The organism is Thalassobaculum fulvum (assembly GCF_014652915.1).
Classification (GTDB): domain Bacteria; phylum Pseudomonadota; class Alphaproteobacteria; order Thalassobaculales; family Thalassobaculaceae; genus Thalassobaculum_A; species Thalassobaculum_A fulvum.
This window is the reverse complement of sequence record NZ_BMZS01000014.1, coordinates 1-23,657: the sequence shown is the minus strand read 5'-3', so window position 1 is coordinate 23,657 and position 23,657 is coordinate 1. Positions and strand designations below refer to the sequence as shown.

At 70.1% G+C, this 23,657-nt stretch carries 16 protein-coding genes; 5 read left to right on the top strand and 11 right to left on the bottom strand.

Going from position 1 to position 23,657, the window contains the following annotated elements; translation table 11 throughout:
- Positions 1–6: 6 nt before the first annotated feature.
- From IE246_RS25115 to IE246_RS25090, 6 genes are all read right to left on the bottom strand, one after another.
- Positions 7–1,008, bottom strand: coding sequence for a tripartite tricarboxylate transporter substrate binding protein (locus IE246_RS25115; protein ID WP_189994926.1), 1,002 nt, complete (start codon positions 1,006–1,008; stop codon positions 7–9).
- A gap of 192 nt (positions 1,009–1,200) precedes the next feature.
- The gene (locus IE246_RS25110) at positions 1,201–2,115 is read right to left on the bottom strand and encodes a LysR family transcriptional regulator (RefSeq protein ID WP_189994924.1); all 915 of its coding nucleotides are present in this window, start codon (positions 2,113–2,115) and stop codon (positions 1,201–1,203) included.
- A 184-nt stretch (positions 2,116–2,299) separates the two neighbouring features.
- Positions 2,300–4,363: a penicillin-binding protein 1C gene (pbpC, locus tag IE246_RS25105; protein WP_229837491.1), complete on the bottom strand. Its 2,064-nt coding sequence runs from the start codon at positions 4,361–4,363 to the stop codon at positions 2,300–2,302.
- A gap of 4 nt (positions 4,364–4,367) precedes the next feature.
- Positions 4,368–9,164, bottom strand: a complete 4,797-nt coding sequence (locus IE246_RS25100; protein WP_189994905.1) for an alpha-2-macroglobulin family protein — start codon at positions 9,162–9,164, stop codon at positions 4,368–4,370.
- Positions 9,165–9,505: 341 nt separating this feature from the next.
- Positions 9,506–11,173, bottom strand: coding sequence for a flavin monoamine oxidase family protein (locus tag IE246_RS25095; RefSeq protein ID WP_189994903.1), 1,668 nt, complete (start codon positions 11,171–11,173; stop codon positions 9,506–9,508).
- 195 nt (positions 11,174–11,368) lie between these two features.
- Positions 11,369–12,148 carry a carbon-nitrogen hydrolase family protein gene (locus tag IE246_RS25090; protein ID WP_189994902.1) on the bottom strand — a complete coding sequence of 260 codons (780 nt, stop codon included), beginning with the start codon at positions 12,146–12,148 and terminating at the stop codon, positions 11,369–11,371.
- Positions 12,149–12,279: 131 nt separating this feature from the next.
- Here IE246_RS25090 and IE246_RS25085 point away from each other — a divergent pair, with 131 nt between their 5' ends.
- The 4 genes from IE246_RS25085 (at position 12,280) to IE246_RS25070 (ending at position 16,508) form a co-directional block, all read left to right on the top strand.
- Positions 12,280–13,614 (top strand): methyl-accepting chemotaxis protein, encoded by a 1,335-nt coding sequence (locus tag IE246_RS25085; protein WP_189994901.1) that lies wholly within the window; start codon positions 12,280–12,282, stop codon positions 13,612–13,614.
- 18 nt (positions 13,615–13,632) lie between these two features.
- Positions 13,633–14,469: an amidohydrolase family protein gene (locus tag IE246_RS25080; protein WP_189994900.1), complete on the top strand. Its 837-nt coding sequence runs from the start codon at positions 13,633–13,635 to the stop codon at positions 14,467–14,469.
- Between the two features lie 140 nt (positions 14,470–14,609).
- Positions 14,610–15,335, top strand: a complete 726-nt coding sequence (locus tag IE246_RS25075) for a GntR family transcriptional regulator (RefSeq protein ID WP_189994898.1) — start codon at positions 14,610–14,612, stop codon at positions 15,333–15,335.
- A gap of 66 nt (positions 15,336–15,401) precedes the next feature.
- Complete coding sequence (locus IE246_RS25070) at positions 15,402–16,508, top strand: 5-methyltetrahydropteroyltriglutamate--homocysteine S-methyltransferase (RefSeq protein ID WP_189994896.1); 1,107 nt, start codon at positions 15,402–15,404, stop codon at positions 16,506–16,508.
- Positions 16,509–16,776: 268 nt separating this feature from the next.
- On the opposite strand, the gene IE246_RS25065 is transcribed toward IE246_RS25070, so the two are convergent.
- The 4 genes from IE246_RS25065 to IE246_RS25050 form a co-directional block, all read right to left on the bottom strand.
- Positions 16,777–17,493 (bottom strand): hypothetical protein, encoded by a 717-nt coding sequence (locus IE246_RS25065; RefSeq protein WP_189994894.1) that lies wholly within the window; start codon positions 17,491–17,493, stop codon positions 16,777–16,779.
- Positions 17,490–19,112, bottom strand: coding sequence for an RNA-directed DNA polymerase (locus IE246_RS25060; protein WP_189994893.1), 1,623 nt, complete (start codon positions 19,110–19,112; stop codon positions 17,490–17,492). Before IE246_RS25060 ends, IE246_RS25065 begins: the two co-directional genes overlap by 4 nt.
- 113 nt (positions 19,113–19,225) lie before the next feature.
- Positions 19,226–20,263 carry a peptidase C39 family protein gene (locus IE246_RS25055; protein ID WP_189994890.1) on the bottom strand — a complete coding sequence of 346 codons (1,038 nt, stop codon included), beginning with the start codon at positions 20,261–20,263 and terminating at the stop codon, positions 19,226–19,228.
- 206 nt (positions 20,264–20,469) lie between these two features.
- Complete coding sequence (locus IE246_RS25050) at positions 20,470–21,342, bottom strand: LysR family transcriptional regulator (RefSeq protein WP_189994889.1); 873 nt, start codon at positions 21,340–21,342, stop codon at positions 20,470–20,472.
- A 110-nt stretch (positions 21,343–21,452) separates the two neighbouring features.
- On the opposite strand from IE246_RS25050, the gene glyA reads away from it, so the two are divergent.
- Positions 21,453–22,775, top strand: a complete 1,323-nt coding sequence (gene glyA / locus IE246_RS25045; RefSeq protein WP_189994886.1) for a serine hydroxymethyltransferase — start codon at positions 21,453–21,455, stop codon at positions 22,773–22,775.
- 4 nt (positions 22,776–22,779) lie between these two features.
- Here glyA and IE246_RS25040 read toward each other — a convergent pair whose 3' ends face one another.
- A complete protein-coding gene (locus IE246_RS25040) occupies positions 22,780–23,391 on the bottom strand; it encodes a DUF1989 domain-containing protein (protein ID WP_229837490.1) in 612 nt (203 codons plus the stop codon).
- Positions 23,392–23,657: the final 266 nt, after the last annotated feature.

Sequence of the window (23,657 nt, the reverse complement as noted above, 5' to 3'; positions counted from 1 at the left end):
TTCGCCTTACGGCTTCGGGATGCCGAACTGCTCCGGCGAGGCCTTGGTGGCTTTCGCCTCGTGCAGCACCCAAGCGGTCGTCGACTGCCACTTCTTCAAGAACTCGTCGGCCTCCGCGCCGGCGATGTTCATCATGATGTTGCCGCGGCCGACCATCAGGTCGACGAACTTCGGGTCGGTAGCCGCCGCCTTGAAGGCGGTCACCAGCTTGTCCTTGGCCGCGTCCGGGACGTCGCGCTTCACGAACACGCCGTAGAACGGTCCCCAGGGCAGGTACTTACCGAAGTCGGCGAAGTCGGCGGTGATCGGCGGCACGCCCGGCAGTGCCGAGATCTCCTCGTTGTTGACGACCGCCAGCACCTTCACCCGGCCGGCCTTGATGTGCTCGGCGGCGGCACTCAGCCCCGCCGGCATGAAGTCGACGTGCCCGCCCAGCAGCGCTGTAATCCCCGGGCCCTCGCCGTCGAACGGCACCGGCGTGACCGGGAACTCGATGACGGTCTTCATCAGGGCCCCGACCACGTGCGGCAGGCCGCCGGGGCCGGTCGACCCCATCTTGATCTCGCCCGGCCGCTTCTGGGCGTCGGCGACGAGGTCCTTCACGCTCTTCCAGGGCATGTCGTTGTTGGCGACGATCACCGCCACGCCGTGCGCCAGGATGTTCACCGGGTAGAAGTCGGCGTAGTCGATCTGCGACAACTCCAGCACCTTGTGAAGCTGCGGGTTCTCGGCGCCGTACAGCAGGGTATAGCCGTCGGACGGCCGGGCCGCGACGAAGGCGGTCGAGATGGCGCCGGTGCCGCCCGGCTTGTTGACCAGCACGACCTGTTTGCCGAGTGCGGATTCGGCCAGCGGGGTGACGGCACGGGCGACCGTGTCGGTGGCACCGCCCGCACCCCACATGATGATGCCTTGCAGATCCCTGGCCGGATATTCGGCGGCGGTGCCGTCGGCGGCGGCCGACAGCATGGCGAGGGCCGCAGCGGCCCCGAGCAGCTTTGTCTTCATTGCATCCTCCCGTTTGGGCTTCTTGGCCGGGCCGCTCTTCGGCCGCGGCGAGGCGCCGATCCCCTCGACGCGACGGTGCCATCCCTCCGCCGGCCGGAGGAGTCCCGTTTCGAGGTGTCGACTTGGAGTCGAGATTCAATCCATTCGAAAGCTAACGTCAAATACCTAGATTTCGATGGATGTAACGTATTGTTATTCTCGTGTCGGAGCCTCCGATGCGGTGACCGCCCGCATCTCGTCGCGCAGCATGGCCACGAAGTCCTCGGCGTAGGTCGAGAGCGGGCCGTCGTTGCGGTGCGCGGCATAGGTCTCGAACCCGGTGTCCTCGTCGATCTCCAGGCAGACGACGCCGGGAACCCTGCCGTGGGCCACGGTGAACTGGTCGACCACTGCGATCCCCAGGCCGCTGGCCACCAGGCTGCAGACGGTGGAGCCGAAGCGGGCGCGGATGGTGGTGTCGTAGGGCAGGCGGCGGCGCGCGAAGATCTCCGCCATGATCGATCCGAACGGGTCGCTCGGGTCGATGCCGATCAGCGGGTAGCGGACGATCTCGTCGGGGGATACCGACCTCCGGCCGGCGAGCGGGTGGCCCTGCGGCACGATGCACAGCAGGCGGCCGCGGGCGAGCGGCGCGAAGGTGACGATCGGATGGTCGAAGCGGTAGCTCATGGCCACCACTTCGCCCTTGCCGAGCAGCAGGTAGTCGACCGCGTCCTCGACCTTGAGGATGTTGATGTCGATCCGCAGCTGCGGATAGCGGCCGCGCAGGCGCTCGACGGCGCGCGGCACCATGACGTTGGCGATGCTGGGGACCGAGCCGAGGCTGAGCTCCTTGGTCTCGCCGCGCTTCATGCGGTCGATCGCGGTCTGCAGGTCCTCGACCTTCTTGTAGACGGTGTCGATCAGGTCGAAGACGTCGCGCGCCTCCGGCGTCGGGTCGTAGCGGCCGTGGCGGCGGATGAACAGCCGGAAGCCGAGGGTGTCCTCGGTGTACTTCATCAGCCGGCTGATGCCGGGGGCGGACACGTTCAGCAGCCGGGCGGCCCCGGCGATCGTGCCGGTCACCATCACCGCCCGGACGACCTCGATCTGGCGCAGGGTGAGCATCGCGGCAGTATCGTCGCCGGCGGGCGGTGCCGGAAGGGGGCGATGCCCGCCGCTTGGTGGGTCCCCGGTTCGGGCTGCGCCCGCCCGGGATGAGGGAGTGAGGAGGATCTCCACAATTCCCCCTCATCCCGGCCGCAGCGGCGAAGCCGCGGAGAGCCGGGACCCACGACGCGACGGGCGCCCGCTACCGCACCCGGATGCGGGCCTGGGCCGACAGGCCGTCGGCGTCGATCACCGTCACGGTGGCGAAGCCGATGCCGTCGGGGCTCCAGGCGGCATCGCGGCGGTGCGGCGGGGCCGGGACCGGCCGCCCGTCGACCAGCCAGATCAGCGGTCGCCGGCCGCCCTTGGCCTGCAGGGCGATCGGCCGGTCCGAGGGGCGCTCGATCTCGCTGCCGTCGCGCGGATAGGCGATCCGCACCGGGTCGCCGGCTGGGCTGGCCGGCCGCGGCGGGAAGTAGGCCAGCGCCGGCGGCAGCGGCCGCGCCGACGGCGGGACCGCGTCGCCGGACGGGGCGGGCGCCGCCAGCCGGGGGGCGGCGGGCAGGACGTCGAACACCTCGAACAGCAGCGGGGCGGCCGAGCGGCTGCCGTAGTGGCCCGGGCGCGGCGTGCCGTCCGGGCGGCCGACCCAGACCCCGACCACGCGGCCGTTCGCCGTGCCGATCGCCCAGGCGTCGCGGAAGCCATAGGAGGTGCCGGTCTTCCAGGCCACCGGCCCGCTGCGGCGGCCGGCCGAGTGTGTGGGGTGCGGCGTGCTTTCCAGGATCCGGGCGATCTCCCAGGCGGCGCCGGCCGACAGCAGCGGCCGGGACCGTTCGACGGCGGGGGACTCGTCCGCCAGCATGGTCAGCGGCCGCGCGCGTCCGTCGTGGTCGAGCGCGGTGTACAGGCCGACCAGGTCCTCGAGCGTGGTGCCGAGGCCGCCGAGAATCACCGCCAGCCCGGGGCGCTCGGCGACATGCGGCAGCTCGATCCGGGTGCCGGCGGTGGCGAGGCGGTTGACGAACCGGGCCGGGCCGTAGCGGTCGAGGATGCCGACCGCCGGCACGTTCAGCGACCGCCGGAGCGCGTCGGCCGCCGGCAGCTCGCCGTGATGGACCGGCGTGAAGTTGGCGGGTGCGTAGCCGCCGATGCTGATCGGCGCGTCGGTCACCACCGACCGCGGGTCCAGGAAGCCGTCGTCGAAGGCGAGGCCGTACAGGAACGGCTTGAGCGTCGATCCCGGCGAGCGCACCGCCCGGGTCATGTCGACCTGCCCGGACCGCCGGGTCGAGAAGAAGTCGGGCGAGCCGAGATGCGCCAGCACCGCGCCGGTCGCCGCGTCGGCGACCACCACCGCCACGCCGGTCTCGGGATCCAGGGTCTCGGCCCAGCGCGCCGCCATGCCCTCGATCCGGCGCTGCAGGTCGCCGTCCAGCGAAGTGCGGACGACGGCGGTTCCGTCCGTCGCGCCCAGGGCGAGCCGGCGGGCCAGGTGCGGGGCATGCATCGGCATCGGCCGGCGGCCCGACGGCACCGGGTCGCGCTCGGCTTCGGCCACAACGCTCGCGGCGATCACGCCGGCCGCGGCGGCGCGCTCGAGGATGCGGTCGCGGGCCCGACGGGCGGCCTCCGGATGCCGGTCCGGGCGCAGCCGCTCGGGCGCCTGCGGGATCGCCACCAGCAGCGCCGCCTCGGCCGGGGTGAGGGCCGACGGCTCGTGGCCGAAATAGGCGAGCGAGGCGGCCCGCACGCCCTCGATGTTGCCGCCGTAGGGCGCCAGGGTGAGGTACAGGGCCAGGATCTCGTCCTTGCTCCGGCGGCTCTCCAGGATCAGCGCCCGCAGCGCCTCGACCGCCTTGGCGCCGAGGGTCCGCGGCTGCGGGTCGAGCAGGCGGACCGTCTGCATGGTCAGGGTGGAGGCGCCCGACACCACGCGGCCGCTGGCGAGCATCTGGCCGAGCGCGCGGGCGACGGCCAGCGGGTCGACGCCCGGGTGCTCCCGGAACCGCTTGTCCTCGACGGCGGTCAGCATCGCCAGGTACTGCGGCTCGATATGCGCCGGGTCGGCCGGCAGGCGCCACGACCCGTCGACCGACAGGAACACCCTGAGCGCCCGGCCGTCGCGGTCGGCGACGGTGAGCGACGGGTCGACGGCGCGGTCCAGCGGCCGGGTCAGGCTTTCCCAGGCCGCCGGGCCCGCCAGCAACGCGCCGGCCAGCAGCGCGATCAGCGCCGCTCCCAGGATGCCGGCACGCCGCCGCACGCGGCTACTTCCCCGTCGCCGCGGCGGCCACGGTGACCCGCCCGACCGGGCCGCGGGCGAACCGGAACGGCTGGTACATGTCCTCGACATAGGGCGCCGGGGCCACGTAGCTGCCGCGGGTCACCGCGCGCACGATGTAGGCGGCGGTGAAGGTGCCGCGCCGGTCGGACAGGTCGTAGGCCGCGATGAACCGGTCGTCGCGAATCTCCACGTGCCGGGCCTCCGTCAGCTCCGGCAGCCAGGAGAAGTCGCCGGTGTCGCCGCCGTTGCGCAGCCGGGTGTTCTCGATCTCCAGCCCGGCCGGCAGCAGGTCGACCAGCAGCGCCTGGTGCGCGGGGGCGGCGTCGCTGCTGCCGTTCAGCAGCACCACGTAGCGCTCCCCCTGGACCAGCTCGGTCCCGTCGGCCAGCGGCGTGCCGTCGAGCGCCCGGATCGTCCGCTCCACCGTGAAGCCTTGTGTCTCCGGCGGCAGCGGCGCGGTCGGCACCCCGGTGCTGGACACCGCGATCCGCACGGTCTCGCCACCGCGGTTGGAGATCACATAGCCGCGCTCGAGCTGCTCCGGGGTCGGGAACGCCGCGATCGGCCGGGTCTGCGGCCCGGTCAGCCGACCGTCGATCTCGGCGGTCACCGCCTGCTGGCGCTCGATCACCGCCTTGGCGGCCAGCACCAACCAGCTCATTTCCTGGGTGCTGAGCCAGCGCCGCCCGGCCGCCAGGTCGGCGACCTGGTCGACGAGGCTCGCGACCGCCTTCGGGTCGCCGCCGGCCTCGGTCAGCACCGTCAGTCGCAGGGCGGCATCGCGCAGCCGGGTGCCGTAGTCGTGCCGCCACCAGTCGCGCGCCGGGACGTCGGAGTCGGCCAGCAGCCGGGCCGCGCGCTCGGTCTCGCCGAGCCGGGCGAGGGTGGCCGCCAGATGGCCGCGGGCCCCGTAGGGCAGCCGGCCGGCCCGGTTGTCGGCGAGGTAGCGGGCGGCGCCGACGACGTCGGTCCGTCCGGCCTGCGCCAGGACGTACAGGGCGTAGGGCCGGGCGACCGAGTCCTCGGTCCACTGCGCCTGCTCGACGATCCCGGACTTCAGCCAGTCCAGGCCCTGGTCATAGGCGCCGTCGGGCACCGTCAGCCCGGCCGCCCGGGCACGGGTGAGGAAGTCGAGCGCGTAGGCCGACAGCCATGGCTCGGCCGGCCCATAGGCGTCCCACAGCGAGAACGCGCCGTCGGAGCGCTGCATGTTGAGGATCCGCCAGATCGCCTTCTGCGCCCGGTCGCGCAGCGCCGCCGGATCCTCGACGAGTCCGGCATAGGCGGCGAGGTCGTCGACATACAGCAGCGGCATCGCCGTGCTGACGGTCTGCTCGAGGCAGCCGTACGGATACCGGTACAGCGCGCCGAGCAGGTGCGGCAGGTCGAAGGTCGGTGCGGTGCCGACGGTCACGCCGGTTCGCACGGTCTCCGGGCGCAGGCCGGCCGACAGGGCCGGGTCGAGGCGCAGCATGCTGCCGGGGGCCAGCCACACGGTGCGCCGCTCGGTCTGGGCGGTCTGCGCCGGCCGCACGGTCAGGGCGAAGCGGCGCTGCAGCGCGAGGTCGCCGGGGCCGGTCAGCGACAGCGAAACCTGCGCGACGCCGGTTCCGGTGGCTTCCAGGCGAACGCTGCGGTCGGCCTTGCCGCCGGTCTCCAGCGCCACCGTCTGCTCGGCGCCGTCGCGGAGCGCGACCGGCCCGTCGACGGTCACCGTCACCCGGTAGTCGCCGGGGCCGCCGGTCAGGTTGTGCAGCTCCAGGATCAACTCGGCGACGTCGCCGGGCGCCAGGAAGCGCGGTCGCGACAGCTCCGCGACCACCGGCGGGCGCACCGGCAGCGGTGTGTCGGCATGGCCGAGCTTGTCGGCCGAGAACGCCACCGCCATCAGCCGCAGCTCGCCGTTGAAGTCCGGGATGTCGAGCGGCACCTCGACCCGCCCGCCGGGGCCGACGGCGACCAGGCCGGAGAACAGCGCCACCGTCTCGTAGGCGTCGGCGGCCAGCCCGGCATTGTGCTGGCCCATGGCGTCGCCGCCGGAGCGCAGCGCGCCGACCCGGTCGTAGGCGCCGTCGATGAGCCGGCCGTACAGGTCCCGCAGGTCGATCGGCAGCCGGCGCTTGCCGAAGAAATGGTCTTCGGGATCGGGCGTCTCGAATCCGGTCAGGGCCAGCACGCCGCGGTCGACCGCCGCCAGGGTCAGCCAGGCCTGCTCGCCGACGTCCAGTCCGGACACCGCGACCGGCACCACCAGCCGGTGCTCGGGTGTGGTCTCGGCCGGGGTCAGGATCGAGACGCCGAGCTCGCGGTCGCTGCGGTCGAGTTTCAGCCAGGCCAAGCCGATCGCCCGGCCCGGGGCCGGCGGCGCGTCGGAGCTGGCGGGGTCGGTCTTGGCCGCGTCGGGGCGGCCCGGGCGCAGCAATGTAACCGCGACGTAGGCGCCGGCCGCACCCCAGTTGCCGTCGACTGGCAGGGCGAACTCGGTGCCCTCGGCCGGTACCGTCACCCGCCGGGTCGACAGCACCGTGTCGCCGAGCACGGTGACCAGCGCCTCGCCGGCATAGGGCGGCTCGATGAACACCTTCGCGGTGTCGCCGGGGCGGTAGCCGTCGCGGTCCAGGCTGACCTTGACCTTGTCGGGGGCGGAGGCGACCGACGGCCCGGCCCGCCAGCCGGCACTGAACCGGACGCTGGAGGCCGCCCCGGTCGCGACGTCGTACACCTCGAAGCGGTACCAGCCCCAGTCGACCGGCACCGCCAGGGTCTGCGGGCCGGCGGCCGCCGTTTCCAGCGTGCCGGAGTCGACCCGCCGGTTGGCGACCGTGGTCTCGACCTCCCAGTTGCCGTTCACCCGTATCCAGTCGTAGTGCCGGACCTCGCGGATCAGCTCCCAGTTCAGGGTCTTGCCCGCGACCGGCCGGCCGTCGGGGTCGAGGGCGATCACCTGGAACCCGGCGTCGGATTCCTCGGACACCGTGGCGTCCGCGAAGCCCGGACGGATGCCGATGGCGAGTGGCCGGCCGCCAACCTTCAGGTCGAGCGACCGGGTCACGCCGCGCCCGCCCGGCTCCAGCAGCGTCGACCGTACCCGCGCCAGCAGCGGCAGGGTGGTGTCGCCGATCGCCGGCAGCGTGGCCGCGACCGTGCCCTTGCCGTCGGCGTCGGTGCGGCTCTCGGGAAGCTCGGTCCGGACCGCCGACCACTGCTCGGTCGCCAGCCCGAAGGCGTAGTCCTTCCAGTCGGGATACGGCTCCGGGTCGGCCGTCACCACCAGTTCGGACGTCACCCGCAGGCCGGCGGCCGGCGCGCCGAACAGGAACCGGCCGTCGAGCGCGACCTCGACGGTCTCGCCGGCGGCGATGTCGTCGGTGGCGGCGGTCAGCTCGAGGTCGAGCCGCTCGGGCACGAAGTCCTCGACCGAGAACGGCATCTCGGCGACCGGGGCGGCCTTGGGGTCGGCGTACAGCAGCGCGGTCCAGCGGCCGGTCGGGGCCGATTTCGGCAGCTCGACGTCGCTCTGGTAGGCGCCGCCGTCGCGCGCCGGCAGCACCAGCCGGCGGAAGTCCTGGCCGTCCGGCCGCACGACCGCCAGGGTCAGCGGCATGTTGTCGACGGCGCGTGCCTGAGCGTCCCGCAGAAGGGCGGCGAGATGCACGGTCTCGCCCGGGCGGAAGATGTCGCGGTCGGCCCACAGGAAGCCGTCGAGCGGTCCCGGCGGGGTGCGGCCGGCGACGCCGCGGTCGGACAGGTCGAAGGCCGGGCCGGTCAGCCGCAGCACGGTGAAGTCGTGGTTCGGGCCGTAGGCCAGCAGGGCGGTCGCCTCGTTGCCGCCGCGGCCGCGCAGCAGGCCGCCGGGGAAGTCGACGCGCCCGGCTGCGTCGGTGGTGGCGCGGCCCAGGATCTTGTTGTTGCGGGCCAGCAGCACGGTCTCGACGCCGCGGACCGGCCTGGCGTCGTCCAGGCCGTTCACGAACGCGGTCAGCCCGTCGCCGCCGGTGAAGGTGGTCAGCCCCAGGTTCGACACCACCAGCCACTGGGTCGCCAGCGTGGTCCACGGCTCGTCGGGCCCGTTCGCGGCCTGCGCGGTGACCACGTGCACGCCCGGCACCGAGCGGTCGACGATCTCGTCGATCGGGATGCCGGTGCGGACCCGCCGGTTGCGCGCCCCCGGGGTCTTCAGCGTGCCCTCCCAGACCAGCTCGCCGTCGGTGCGCTCGATCTGCTCGGCCCACCAGCCGTTCATCGAGCGGGTGAAGTCGCCCTCGGCCAGCTCGTCGATCAGGTTGCGGTCGACGATCCGCAGGACCCGCAGCTTCACCTCGTCGACGTTGACCGTGGTGACCGGCAGCGCGGTCTCGCCGGCCTGGGCCAGCACGTAGCCGCCGCCGGCGAACCCGACCGACGCCGGGGCGTCGGGGATCTCCAGGTGGACCGTGCCGGCACTCGCGGTCCGGCTGCCGTCGGCCGCCGGCACGCCGGGCTTCAGGGTCGCCACGTAGTAGGTGCCCCAGGCCAGGCCGCCGAGGCACAGCGCGCCGTCCTGCACACGCACGTCCAGCTGGGCCTTCGGCTCGACCGAGACGTAATCCTCCGGAAAACTGCCCGGCGGGAACGCCACCGGCGCGCTGAAGTCCAGGCAGACCGTCGGGCTGCTGCCGTCCAGCAGGTAGCGTTCCTTGGCGAAGCCGATATCGGCAGCTGCCGCCGGGGCGGCCGCCAGCGCCACCGCGGCGGCCAGCGACACGGGCAACAGGGCGGCGAGGCGGGGGATCTCGAACATGGCAGCCTCCGGCGGGTCGGTACGCGGTCGCCGGCCGAGGCAATCGGCAGGCAGGCCGGATCATCCACGACACTCGTGGCGAAAGCATGCCCACTTTGCGGGCGGAAGGGGACTCCGGTGTGAGGAAACGGTGTTTGTGCCAAGCGGGTACGCCCGTCGCGCCGTGGGTTCCGGCTCGGCCGCGCCGAGGGCGACGCGTCCGTCCGGAATGACGTCATTGGAGGAGGCATGATCCGCTGGGCGGGACACGCGTCACCCATTCTTTGACGTCATTCCGGACCGGGTCGCCGGAGGCGGGACGGAGCCGGAACCCACCCGCTGCCGAGTTGCTTGGCACTGGCTCAGTCCGGCAGCCTGACCGGCCCGATCTCCGCGTACAGATCGCCCGGCCCGGGGTTGCCCGGTTCGGTCTGGCCGCCGAAGTGGGTCATCACGCCCCACACCGCGTTCAGCGCGGTCTGCACCGCGCCCTCGACCCAGGCCGGGGTCCAGGAGACGTCGTCGCCGGCCAGGAAGATGCCGCGCTGTTCGGGCGGCAGGTCGTCCTGCATGAAGTGGCCGTACATGCGGTGGTTGTAGCGGTAGTGGCCGGGCAGGGCGCCCTTGAAGGCGCCGAGGAAGTTCGGGTCGCTCTCCCACGACACGGTGATCGGGTCGCCAATGATGTGGTCGCGGATCGCCACGTCCGGGTAGATCTTGGCGAGCGCCGACAGCGCCAGCTCGACCCGCTTCTCGACCGGGTGCGGCAGCATCTTCAGGGCGTCGCTCATCCACGAGTAGGTCAGGCAGATCACGCCGGGCCGGTCCGGGCCGTTGTCGAACAGGTAGGTGCCGCGGGTCAGCCGGTCGGTCAGGGTCATGCTCATGCGGTCGCGGCCGGTCGCCGGGTCCTTGTCCTTCCAGAACGGCCGGTCGACCATCACGAAGGTCTTGGACGACTGCATGTAGCGGGTGCGGTCGAGCGCCATCCACATCGGCTGCGAGAACAGGGATTCCTCGCAGTCGATGGCGGTGGTCAGCAGCCAGGACTGGCAGGTCGCGACCACCGCGTCGAAGCTCTGGGTACGGCCCCAGCGGTCGGTCACCGCGAACTTGCCGCCGGCGTGCCGGGCGATCCGGGCCACCCCCGGCCGCGGCGCGCCGCCGTGCAGCGATGCCAGGCTGGTGCCGCGCGGCCAGTGCACCAGGCGGTCGGGAGAGCGTCGCCACAGGCCCTGCGGCACCCGCTCGACACCGCCGACCACGAAGCGCTGGTTCTCGTCGCAGCCGGTCAGCACGACCCGCAGGATCTCCAGCATCGAGTTCGGGAAGTCGCTGTCCCAGCCACCGGTGCCGAAGCCGACCTGGCCGAACACCTCGCGGTGACGGAACGGCAGGGCCCGGAACGCCGACGACGAGGCGACGAAGTCGTAGAAGGTGCGCTCGTCCCACTGCGCGACCAGCGGGTCCCAGATCTCCTTCAGCCGCTTCACGTCGCGGGCGCGCAGCGCCGCCTGCAGGGCGGTGAAGTCCGCCCCTTCCGCCAGCGCCGCCGCCCAGGCGTCCGCCACCTCGCGGAACATCGCCGGCAGGTCCGCGAGGGTCTCGGCGTAGAAGGTCTCGCCCTCCAGGTCGATCACCGTGCTGCCGGCGGCCGCGGTCAGCGGGTTCGGGAACGGCCGGGACTCGACGCCGACCCGGTTCGCGTAGTGCCAGAACGCGGTCGAGGATTCCGGGAACCGCATGCCGCCGAGCTCGGCGACGATGCCGTCGGCGCCTTCGAAGGGCTGCGAGCGCAGCCGGCCGCCGAGCTGGCCGGACTCGAAGATCACCGGGCGCAGGCCGAGCTTCATCAGCTCGTAGCCGGCGATCAGCCCGGCGATGCCGGCGCCGACGATCGCCACCTCGGCGCCGTGCCGGTCGGCCGGGACGCTGCCGAGGCCGGCCGGGTGCGCCAGCCAGTCGTCGAACGGGAACGGAAAGTCCGGTCCGAAGACGGTGACGGGGCCGAGATCGTTGCCGGCGGTCATGGGGTTCCTCGCTTGGTCTTTCGTACGTGCTCCGCGCCCGTCACCTCGTGGGTCCCGGAGCCGCCCGCCGTCGCGGGCCCTCCGGGATGACGGACAGAAGAGAGGTCTTGCGTCGCCTTCCACACCTTCGTCATTCCGGAGAGGGCACGTCAGTGCCCGGCTCCGGAACCCACCCGCCGCGTCGGCGCAGGGCCATCAGTACAGCTCCGGCCGCCGGTCGCGCAGGTAGCTCAGCGTCGACCGGGCGGCGACCAGGCGGGCGCGCTCCAGGTCGGCGACCAGCAGCGTCTCGCCGGTGCCGGCGCGCGCTAGGTCGGTGCCGTCCGGCGCGCAGACGCAGGACAGGCCGCAGTAGCCGAAGTCCGCTTCGTGGCCGACGTAGTTGGCGTAGGCGACGAACACCGTGTTCTCCTCGGCCCGGGCCGGCACCAGCCGGGCCGCCACGCTCTCGAACGGCGCCATGTTGGCGGTCGGTACCAGGATCGCCTCGGCGCCGGCCACCGCGAGGGTGCGCGCCACCTCCGGGAACTCGATGTCGTAGCAGATCGCCAGCGCGACCTTCAGCCCGCCGAGCGCGACCACCGGCGAGAGGGCGTCGCCGGCCCGGAACTGGGCCCGGTCGACGTCGCCGAATAGATGGGTCTTGCGGTAGACCGCGAGCGTCGTGCCGGCGGCGTCGAGCAGCCGGACGCTGTTGTAGACCGCGTCGCCGGCGCGCTCCGGCCAGCCGTACAGCAGCGCGATGCCGTGCCGGCGGGCGATGGCGCCGGCCTCCCGCGCCGCCGGTCCGTCGGCCGGCTCGGCGAGGCGCGCGACTGCGTCGGCGCCGATGGCGTAGCCGGTCAGGAACATCTCGGGCGTGACCAGCAGCCCGGCCCCGGCGGCCGCGGCGCGCGACGCCGCGGCGTCGAGCCGGGCGAGGCCTTCGGCGATGTCAGGCGCACCGGGTTCGCATTGCAGGAGAGCGATCCGCATGGCCATTCTCATAGCGCGCGGCGACCGCCGGTTCCACTGCCGCGGCGGCAGGCCGCAGTGTGAGCGTCTTGTTGTCCGGCGGCCGGCGTCCTAAGCAGCATGGCGTCGATGTCGGGGACGGGAGAACGGGTGTGAGCGATACGGCGGAACAGCAGGCGGACGGGGCGCGCGACGCCGATCTCATCGCGGTCCTCGATGCGCTTCGGGGCGGTGACCTGACCCGGCGGCCGGCCGGCGGCGACCCGCTGTCCCTGGCCGTCACCCGCCTCGCCGAGGCGCTGGAGGGCGACCGCAGCCGCGACCTGGACTGCGCGGTCCACCTGGCGATCGACATGAACGAGGCGGCGATCGCGGCCGCCCGCATCCTGTCCTCGGCCCGCGACATCGACGGCCGGGCCCAGTCGATCGCCGCGGCCACCGAGGAGCTGGTGGCCTCGGTCGCGCAGATCAGCGAGACCAGCGCCGCCGCCGCCGCCGGGGCGGACGAGATGCGGTCGACCGTGCAGCACAGCGTCGGCGCGGTCCGCAACGCGGTCGAGGCGATGGGCCAGATCGCCAGCACCGTCGAGGCGGCCACCGCCAAGGTCGACGCCCTGAACGCCGCGTCCGAGGAGATCGGCGGCATCGTCCAGTCGATCGACGCGATCGCCAAGCAGACCAACCTGCTGGCGCTGAACGCCACGATCGAAGCCGCCCGCGCCGGCGAAGCCGGCAAGGGCTTCGCGGTGGTGGCCGGCGAGGTCAAGGCGCTGTCGCAGCAGACCGCCGAGGCGACCAACGTGATCCGCCAGCGCATCGCCGCACTGCGCGGGGAGATCGCCGGCATCGTCGCCTCGATGGCCGAGGGCGGGCAGGCGGTCACCGCCGGCCGCAGCGTCATGGACGAGCTGGACGCCGACATGGCCCAGGTCGGCGGCGGCATCGAGTCGGTGGCCCAGCACATGGGCGAGATCGCCGGCATCCTGTCGGACCAGCGCGCCGCCACCGGCGAGGTGTCCGAGGGGATCTCGGGGATCGCCGGCCTGACCGCCGACAACGTCCACCAGGTCGACCGGCTGGCCGACGTCATGGCGGTCAGCCAGCAGGGCATCGGACAGCAGCTCGGCGGCCTCGCCAGGCAGGAGTTCCCGGACAAGGTGGTGCGTCTGGCCAAGGCCGACCACGTCATCTGGAAGAAGCGGCTGGTCGACATGGCGGTCGGCCGCGAGCAGCTGCGGGCCGAGGAACTGTCCGACCACCACTCCTGCCGGCTCGGCAAGTGGTACTACGGCGACGCCTCGACGCCGGTGCGCGGCCGGCCGGCGTTCCGGGCGCTGGAGGAGCCGCACCGGCTGGTCCACGAGCACGGCAAGCGCGCCGCCGCGCTGTTCCAGGCCGGCAAACTGGACGAGGCGCTGGCCGCCATCGAGCTGGTCGAGACCGCCTCGGCCGACGTGGTCCGACTGCTCGACGACCTGAAGGGCTGACCGGAGGCGAGGGGAGCCATGGCCGGGATCATCGACGCGCATCAGCACTTCTGGCGGCTGGCGCGCGGCGACTACGGCTGGCTGACCCGGGACTTTGAGCCGCTGTACCGCGACTTCATGCCGGCCGACCTGCTGCCGCTGATGCGGGCGAACGGCGTCGTCGGCACGGTGCTGGTGCAGGCGGCGCCGACCGAGGCCGAGACCCGGTTCCTGCTCGACATCGCCGACGCCCATCCGTTCGTGCGCGGCGTCGTCGGCTGGACCGATTTCGAGGCGGCCGACGTGCCCGAGCGGATCGCCGCCCTGGCGGCACACCCGCGGCTGGTCGGGCTGCGGCCGATGGTGCAGGACCTCGGCGACGACGACTGGCTGCTGCGCGACGACCTGGCGCCGGCGTTCCGGGCGGTCGTCGAGCACGACCTGGCGTTCGACGCCCTGGTCCTGCCGCGCCACCTGCCGCGGCTGGCGGCCCTGCGCGACCGCCATCCCGACCTGCGCATCGTGGTCGACCACGGGGCCAAGCCGGCGATCAGCGACCGGCTGTACGAGGCCTGGGCGGCCGACATCGCGGCGATCGCGGCCGACGGCCGTTCTGTATGCAAGCTGTCCGGTCTGGCGACCGAGGCGGGGCCGGAGTGGACCCCCGATCGGCTGCGCCCCTATGTCGGGCACCTGCTGGAATGCTTCGGCCCGCGGCGCCTGATCTTCGGCAGCGACTGGCCGGTCCTGACCCTCGTAGGGTCATATGACGACTGGATTTCCGCGGTGCACGGCTACCTCGCGCCGCTGCCGTCGGACGACCGTGCGGCGGTGCTCGGCGGCAACGCGGTGCGGGTCTATCGGCTGGACCGCTGAGCGACCCGGCGAGGCGTATCTGTATACAGCCAATCCAAGGTATCCCTGCGCCAACCGGCTTGCGGCCCCTTGACACCCCAGGTTCAGCCGATACGGTTTTGTTCTGTATACAGATCGGACGCAACCGCGGGGCGGATACCATGAGCCAGTCGCTGGACGCGTTGCTGAGGCTGCGCGACCTGATCCTGAACGGCGACCTCGCCCCCGGCGAGCGGGTGTCGGAACTGCCGCTGGTCGAGCGGCTCGGGGTCTCGCGCACGCCGGTGCGGCTGGCCCTGGTCAAGCTCGAGCACGAGGGCCTGCTGGAGGCGCTGCGCGGCGGCGGCTACGTGGTCAAGGCGTTCGGGTACGACGAGATCGTCGACGCCATCGAGCTGCGCGGCGTGCTGGAGGGCACCGCCGCCCGGCTGGCGAGCGAGCGGCTCGGCCGGCGCTCCGAGCTCGATGCGCTCCGCACCTGCCTGCGCCAGCTCGACTCGGTGGTCAGCCCGTCCTCCGGCCCGGAGGGCTTCAATTCCTACGTGGCGCTGAACGAGCGCTTCCACCGGTTGCTGCTCGGCCTCGCCAAGAGCGCCGCCCTGGAGCGCGCCATCGACCACGCCACCTCGCTGCCGTTCGCCTCGCCCTCGGCGTTCTTCTTCGCGCAGTCCGAGCTGCCGCGCTCGCGCGAGATGCTGATCGTGGCCCAGGACCAGCACCGCACCATCCTGGAGGCGATCGAGAACCGCGAGGGCGCGCGCGCCGAGGCGCTGGCCCGCGAGCATGCGCGCCTGGCCCGCCGCAACCTCGACCTGGCGCGCTCCGACCGCAGCCTGCTGGAGGGCGTGCCCGGCGCCGCCCTGATCAGACTCAGGGACGCGGTGTGACGGGCGATGCCGTCTGACACCCATGCCAACGACAACCACGAAGAAGACTCCGGAGGAGACCGCACCATGAACGCCCCGTTCCGCTTCGACCACGTCGGCAGCCTGTTGCGCCCGGCCAGGCTGCAGGACGCCCGTGCCCGCGCCATGGACGGCAAGTGCACCGCGGCCGAGCTGCGCGCCGTCGAGGACGAGTGCATCCGCGACGTGGTCCGGCGCCAGGAGGAGGTCGGCCTGCAGGCGATCACCGACGGCGAGTACCGCCGGACCTTCTTCCACACCGACTTCCTGCAGCAGCTCGGCGGCGTGACCATCGAGGAGGGCGAGTTCAAGGCCGCCTTCCGCAAGGACGACGGCACCCGGGTCGGCTTCAAGCCGCCGACCATGCACGTGACCGGCAGGATCACCCACGAGAAGTCGATCCAGGGCGCCGACTTCGACTTCCTGAACGGCTGCACCACCCGCACCCCGAAGGTGACGATCCCGTCACCGTCGATGCTGCACTTCCGCGGCGGCCGCAAGGCGATCGACGAGAGCGTGTACCCGAACCTCGACGACTTCTACGCCGACCTGTCGGCCGCCTATGCCGACGAGATCGCCGACCTGGCCAGGCGCGGTTGCCGCTACCTGCAGATGGACGACACCAACCTGGCCTATCTGTGCGACGACGAGATCCGCGAGAGCACGCGGGCCCGCGGCGACGACCCGGACGAGCTGACCCACGTCTACTGCCGGCTGTTCAACGAGGCGATCAAGGGCCGGCCGTCGGACATGGCGGTGTGCGTGCATTTGTGCCGCGGCAACTTCAAGAGCGCCTGGGTCGCCCAGGGCGGCTACGAGCCGGTCGCCGAGATCCTGTTCAACGAGATGAAGATCGACGGCTTCTTCCTGGAGTACGACGACCAGCGCTCCGGCGACTTCGCGCCGCTGCGGTTCGTGCCGAAGGGCAAGAAGGTGGTGCTCGGCCTGATGACCACCAAGAAGCCGGAGCTCGAGAGCAAGGCGGCGCTGATCGCCCGCATCGAGGAGGCCGCCAAGTACGTGCCGCTCGACCAGCTGTGCGTCAGCCCGCAGTGCGGGTTCTCGTCGACTGCGCACGGCAACGACCTGACCGAGGACGACCAGTGGCGCAAGCTGGCGCTGCTGAAGGAGGTCGCCGACGAAGTCTGGGGCTGAGGGGAGAGGGACCTTGCTCCGCGGCCACCCGCTGCCTCGCGAGGTGCGGCGGGTGGCCGTCGTGTTTTTTTGGGCGGGGAGGTGACATGACAGTCTGAGTCAGCGCGATGGCTCCCAAGGTCATTCTGACGAGCGGGGCGACCGTCTGACCGAGCCTGAGCCGTCAGCCAAGTCTGAAGCGGAGACCGCGAGCTTTGTCATCCACAGCGTCTGTTCCAGGGGGGACGCACCCCAGAAAGCCGCAAAACTAGAGATGCATTTAAAGACGTTAACGCGATACATCGCCACTCGACATCCCGTAGATAATCAAATCGAGAAGATCTACGGTTTCCCGGCCACTGACTGCAAAACATAAATTCTTAACAGATAGCTCAACGCTAATTCCAATGCGCGGATTCACCACCGCAATATCATTAATCTTTCTGGATCCAGAGGAATAGTCTAGTGCGACATAAGTCAATACCTGTCGAAAATCAATGGATCGAAAAAACCTTTCGCCAGCCTTGATTTCAAAAAGCGTGCCGTGGACCAGTATATCCCCATAGCACTCATCGACGATACCGCAGCCGGTAAACTTGGGCCGAACGACCACATTCCCGAGATCGGATGGACCGCAGACTCGGCGCTGAATTCTCCTTATTTGCTCGACGCCGTCCCAAATTTCAGTGTCCGACAAGTTGGGATCGTAGTCGCCTTCTGAAAACTCGTAGAGACCTTGACTCGCGACAGCGGGGGCCACCCTCAAGAGGGCGTCCTCGGGTGACATACTCTCCTCGGTTCGCGCGTTCTCCACCAGCAAACACAATGCGGAGAAAGCAGACTCGTTGACGAACGCGCGTCTCGTGGGCGCGGTTTCGGTGTCAATCGGCGGATCGTCCCGGTCATACTCGCCCTTGTTCAGGCGCCTAACGAAGCCATCCATCGCGGGGGTAGTTTGACGCCAAAACGACGCGAAATCCCGAGAGAATGTTGCTTCGGAGATCACAGCGGCATCATCCAATTTTGTTTGGAGGCCTTGGACGCAGCCCAGTCCTTAACCAGGCGTTCAAATGGCGTGAGTTCATCACTGATGTGCTGCCGCCAGTGCTTTCCCTCATCCTTCAGTGAGTAGGACGCAACGATGAACGCCCTTCTCTCTGAAGGACTCATCGACCGGAACGTCGTCCGTCGGTCGGAAATCCAATGCCAAGCGCCAAGGCGAGTCATCGCCAAGATGATGTCCCTGCGGAGGAACGAGCTACGCTGCGGACTATTGTAAAGCTTTACCAGGGCATTCTGTACCCCTGAAGACGGTTGCTGTGCTAATACGCGAATGGCATAGGCAAGTATCAACTCAACTCTCAGGACATGTGACCCGCTATTCAACATTTTCAATAGTCTTTCGATCGTTAGCGCTTTGGTGTCATCGGACAGCTCTTCAAATACGCGCCTTATGACCAAAAGGATGCTTGGGAAAATTGGATACAAAAGCTCGGCATTTTCTATTAAAGAGATTACTGCCTGATCGCGTTGCTTGTCCTCAAGAAACCGAACGGCAGATACAACCTTTTTTGCCAAGGCAATGTGAATTCGACTCTTTGCGAGTTCAGATTGAAGAAGTCCAATTATATCAAATTTTTTGATCTCCTTCTTTAGATCTTCATAGTCTTCTTCACGAGTGGGGGAATACGGGTCAAACCGAATTGAGAAGCGCATAAGCCGCCGCGCGGCATCAGGTCTTGATGGCGATTTTTCTTTCTGATCTGACGTTCCATCATGATCCTCGCGGATAGGGCTGGTTGAGATAAATTCCGCGGACGACATGATCCGAGTTTTTGATTTTTGAAGCTGCAATCCTTGAGTGTGTTGCAACTTTTCGGTCAACGTCAGGAGTTTGGTGAACCCATCTTCCATGCTATCGGCGAATATGTGGAAATCATCAGAGTACCGGCAGAACTGTATATCTTCAAGTGCAAGAAGTTGGTCTATCTGATTTAGGGCGAGTTCAGAAAGAATTCTGGAGGCAGGGCCGCCAACCGGAATGCCAAATGAATTGGTATTGGAGAACACGGACAGAATTTCGCGTATACGCTTGGGGATATCAGATTTTAAATTTAAGTGGGCTAGCGCATTTTCCAAACGATGGTGACTCAAGCGAGGATAGAATTCGGAAATATCGCAAATTATCACGTTGTTATGTTTGCTTGCCTGTTCGAGTGAGCGCTCCATGAATAAACGCCAATTTAAGTTCTGATCGAATATCGTCGCTGTATTTTCGTTCCATGAGTAACGATACGAGAATACGGTTTGGTTGGCGATGGGGATGCGTTGAAGTTCAATATCATCGGCAATTGAGAGGACGAGTGCTAGGAAATATAGGTTCCACAACGGGTCAATTTGATTGGCCCATCGGAATCCCGTGTAGTTTACAGGCGCTAGAGCACCATCGTAGCTTGGTGGCGAATTTGCCATCCACGAGTCAAATCTCGTATGAATGTCTCGTAGTAGACTGATCGTTTCGTCTGGTTTGTCAAAAAAGACGTGGTTCTCAAATGGAAATGGAAAGATATCGGTGTCGCCGTGGGCTGTGACATTCGAGATCGCGCGTTTGAAGAATTTTTCCATGAAACTACCAAGGTTAGCCCAGGTAACGCCGGCTTAGTCGGGGGGCACGGATAGGAAGCTACCGGAAGAGGCATTCTCTCAAAGATTGAGAAAAATTGATTCTCGATCCGCTGTCAATTGGACTGAGGTGGACCGATGCCCGAGTTGACGCAGTCAAATGCACGGACAATAGCTCCCTCCACCAACACCGCCGCCCGCACCGGCTCCGCCCCCCACCACGCCATGCGGTCCAGCGCCTCGGCCGGGACCGGCAGGTCGAAGCGGTCGGTGTCGGTCTCGCGGTCGGGCGGCTCGACCCACGGGTCGTCGACGGCGTAGGTGCCGTCGCTTTCGCCTTCCGCCACGTGGCCGTGCACCAGCACCCAGTGCGGGATCGCCTCGCCGTGAAACAGCATCTGGTCGATCAGTACGATGGCGCTGCCGCCGGCCGAGAGCGTCGCGGCCAGGTCGGCGTGGGTCCACTGGCGGGTCTCGACGGCGACGCCGCGAGCATCGGCCTCGTCGCGGAACCCGGCCTGCACGAAGCGCATCAGCTCGAGCTGGGCCTCGTCGTAGGCGCGGCCGGTGAAGAACGGGCCGGCGCTGCTGGAGACTACGCGCACGCCAAGGCCCTTGCGGGCCGCCGCGCAGGCGACGCCGAACGGGTCGCAGCCGCCGGGGCCGCGCGGCGCGTGCACCGTGGTCGCCTGGCGCCACAGCTCGACCTCGGTGCGGCGGTCGACCGGGGCGTCCGGCACCAGCCGGCGGCGCGCCAGCATCAGCGCCACCGCGCCGCAGGTGAAGCCGGTGGTCTGGGCGTAGTAGGGCAGGGTGCGCGGCGTGCCGCCGTCGGCCCGCCACTCGAAGCGCAGCACCGGCCGCGGCTGGGCGGCGTGCACGGCCGGGAGGATCGGGCGGAAGCCGGCGGCCGGGAAGGCTGCCGCGGTCGCGTCGCCGGGTGCCAGCTCGGCCCGCACCGCCGTGCAGCCCGCCGCCACGGCCGTCTCGACGAAACCGGCGAGAGAGGCGGCTGGGTCGTGTCCGCCGGCGTCGATCCCCAGGATGCGGGCGAGCCGGCTGGCGCTGCGCACCACGCCCGAGACCGTGACGCCGCCGGCCGTCGCCGCGATCGGCAGCAGCCGTCCGTCCGCCGGGAGGCCGAGGCTGTCCATGCTGCACGCTCCGTCCCGCTGCCCCGACAGGAGTAGAGGCCTCGCCGACGGTTTCGGCAAGCGGGCGCGCGTGGCAGCGTGGGTCCCGGCTCTCCGCTTCGCTTCGGCCGGGATGAGGACATCGGGTCGGGCTCTGTCAACCTCATCCCGGACGGAGCGGCGCTGCCGCGGAGATCCGGGAGCCATCGAGCGCCGTGCGACGGCCGCTACCGGCTGTCCTCCAGCCAGCGCGCCACCCGGTCGGCCGGGCCGCCGGGCCGCGGCGGCCGGTCCGACCACAGCCGGAGCCCGCGGTCCAGCCGGACCCGCCGGTCGAACGGAGCGACCAGGTCGCCGCGCCGCAGATGCGCCGCCACCAGCGCCTGGTGGCCGATCAGCACGCCGGCACCGTTCACCGTCTCCTCGACCGCCAGCGCGTACAGCGAGAACACCGGGCCGCGCGGTACGAACGCCGCGCCCGGCATGGCCTCGGCGGCCCAGGTCGCCCAGTCGTCGGACCAGGTCGCGTCCGAGAGGCAGGAGGCGTCGACGAGATCCTCCGGCCGGGCCAGCCGGGCCGCCAGGGCCGGCGCGCAGACCGGGAAGATCACGTCGTCCTCGATCCGGCCCGCCGGCGCCGCGTCGTAGAACAGGCTGAGGTCGTAGGGCGCGCGCTTCAGGTTCGGCGGGGTCTCCATGGCGGTGATCGAGATCGCGATCTCCGGCGCCGCCGCCCGCAGCGCCGGCAGCCGCGGCGACAGCCACAGCTGGGCGATCGACGGCAGGGTGGCGATGTGCACGGTCCGGGGTGCCGCCTCGCGGCGCAGTGTCCGCACCGCCGCGCCGAGGGCGTCGAACGCCGCCACGAACTCCGGCAGCACCCGCCGGCCGAGCGCGGTCAGCCGGACCCCGCGCGTGGTGCGGTCGAACAGCGCGGCCCCGAGCGCGGTCTCCAGGGTCTTCACATGCGCCGTGACCGCACCCGGCGTCACCCCGAGCTCGGCGGCGGCGGCCGAGAACCCGCCGAGCCGCGCCGCAGCCTCGAACGCCCTGAGCGCGGTCAGGGGCAGATCCTTGGGACGGGGCGGGGAGACGGCCATGACGACTCAGTTTTTCTGACCCTAGGAATCCAGAAAACTGATTTGCCGGCAACCCCCGCCGCTGGTTCCCTTGGGCCTGACAAGCCCTTGCATCGAACTGGGAGGACGCCATGCCGCAGCTCGCCCGCCGCCCCTGGGTTCCCGCCCATTGCGAGGACCTCGTGCAGTCGATCGCCGGCCGCACCGCCGAGCAGCCCGCGGCCGAGGTCGACGACCGGATCGAGGCGCTGATCCGGCGCAACCTGGAGATCCACGACCGCGACTGCTTCAACCTGAACCCGGCCACCAACGTGATGAACCCGGCGGCCGAGGCGGCGCTGTCGCGGGGGCTGGGGAGCCGGCCGTCGCTCGGCTATCCGGGCGACAAGTACGAGATGGGGCTGGAGGCGATCGAGGAGATCGAGGTCATCGCCGCCGAGCTGGCGGCCGAGGTGTTCGGCGCGAAATACGCCGAGATCCGGGTCGGCTCGGGCGCGCTCGCCAATCTGTACGGCTTCATGGCGCTGACCCGGCCGGGCGACGCCATCATCGCGCCGCCGGCCACCGTCGGCGGCCACGTCACCCACCACCGCGACGGCTGCGCCGGGCTGTACGGCCTGGAGACCCATCCCGCACCGGTGAACGCCGACGGCTACACCGTCGATCTCGACGGCCTGCGCGCGCTGGCGCAGCAGGTCCGGCCGAAGCTGATCACCGTCGGCGGCAGCCTGAACCTGTTCCCGCACCCGGTGCGCGAGGTCCGGGCGATCGCCGACGAGGTCGGCGCCAAGGTGCTGTTCGACGCCGCCCATCAGTGCGGGATCATCGCCGGCGGGGTGTGGGCGAACCCGCTCGCCGAGGGCGCGCACCTGATGACCATGAGCACCTACAAGAGCCTGGGCGGCCCGGCCGGCGGCCTGATCGTGACCGACGATTCCGCGATCGCCGAGCGGCTCGACGCCATCGCGTTCCCGGGCATGACCGCCAATTTCGACGCCGCCAAGTCGGCGGCGCTGGCGATCTCCCTGCTGGACTGGCGCGAGTACGGCGCCGCCTACGCTGGGGCCATGGTCGAGCTGTCGGCGGCGCTGGGCACGGCGCTGCAGGAGCTCGGCCTGCCGGTGTTCGCGGCCGAGCGCGGGATCACCCGGTCGCACCAGTTCGCGGTCGAAGCGGCGGCGTTCGGCGGCGGCCAGGCGGCGTCCAAGACCCTGCGCAGGAGCGGGTTCCTGGCCTGCGGCATCGGCCTGCCGATCGCCGAGGTGGCGGGCGACCTGAACGGGCTTCGGATCGGCACGCCGGAGCTGGTGCGGCGCGGCGTGACCCCGGCCGACGCGCCGGAAATCGCCGCCCTGATCGCCGAGAGCCTGCGGGCCAACGCGCCGGAGACCGTCGCCCCGCGCACCGCGGCGCTGCGGGCCCGGTTCACCGGCCTGCACTACGTTCGCCAGTAGCGGGTTACGCCGGGGCGGTGACGACGACGCGCACCGACGTCGGGTTGTAGCCGTTGCAGGGGTTGAGCATCTGCGGGCAGGCCGACAGCACCACCAGGGTGTCGGTCTCGGCCAGCAACTCGACATGGCTGCCCGGCGGCGAGACGTCCGGCGCCACCCCGAGCGCACCGTCGGCGGCGATCGGCACGTGCATGAAGAAGTTCACGTTGCCGACGATGGCGCTGCGGTCGAGGCCGTGCCTGGCCAGCTCGGCCTCGAAGTTGGCGTAGCAGCTGTGGGTGTTCGCCACGCCGTAGCGCAGCCGGTTGTTGGCCTCGCTGCAGCAGCCGTAGATGGTGTCGTGCCGGCCGAGGCTGTCGGCGACGACCCGCAGCAGCGGCTTGCCGCTGTCGGCGTACAGCACCGTGCCGAGGCCGACGAAGGCCGAGCCCTGGACCTTGACGGTGTTGGTGGCGCTGTAGCGGTCGCGCGGGTCATGCGCGTCGTAGCACAGGAAGTCGACCGCCTGCCGGCCCTCCAGGTCGACGATCCGCAGGGTCTCGCCGGCCCGGACGACATGGCTCCAGCCGGTGGTGGCGGGGACGACGTGGTCGAGCAGGGTTCGCATGGCGGGCATGGCGTAGTCCGGGGCTGGTCGATCGGGTCAGGGGTGAGCTTCGCGGCCTAGGATTCGCCAGTCTACGTCGCTCCCCATCTTGACGTCATTCCGGACCGGATCGCCGGAGGCGGGACGGAGCCGGAACCCACCCGCCGCTGCCGGCGCCCGTCGCTGCGTGGGTTCCGGCTCGGTCGCGCGGGAGCGCGCCCGTCCAGCAACTGTACGCGTTGTTGTCAAGCGTCTGCGGGTCTGAATGGCCTTTGTTCCTTGACCATGGTGTTGAG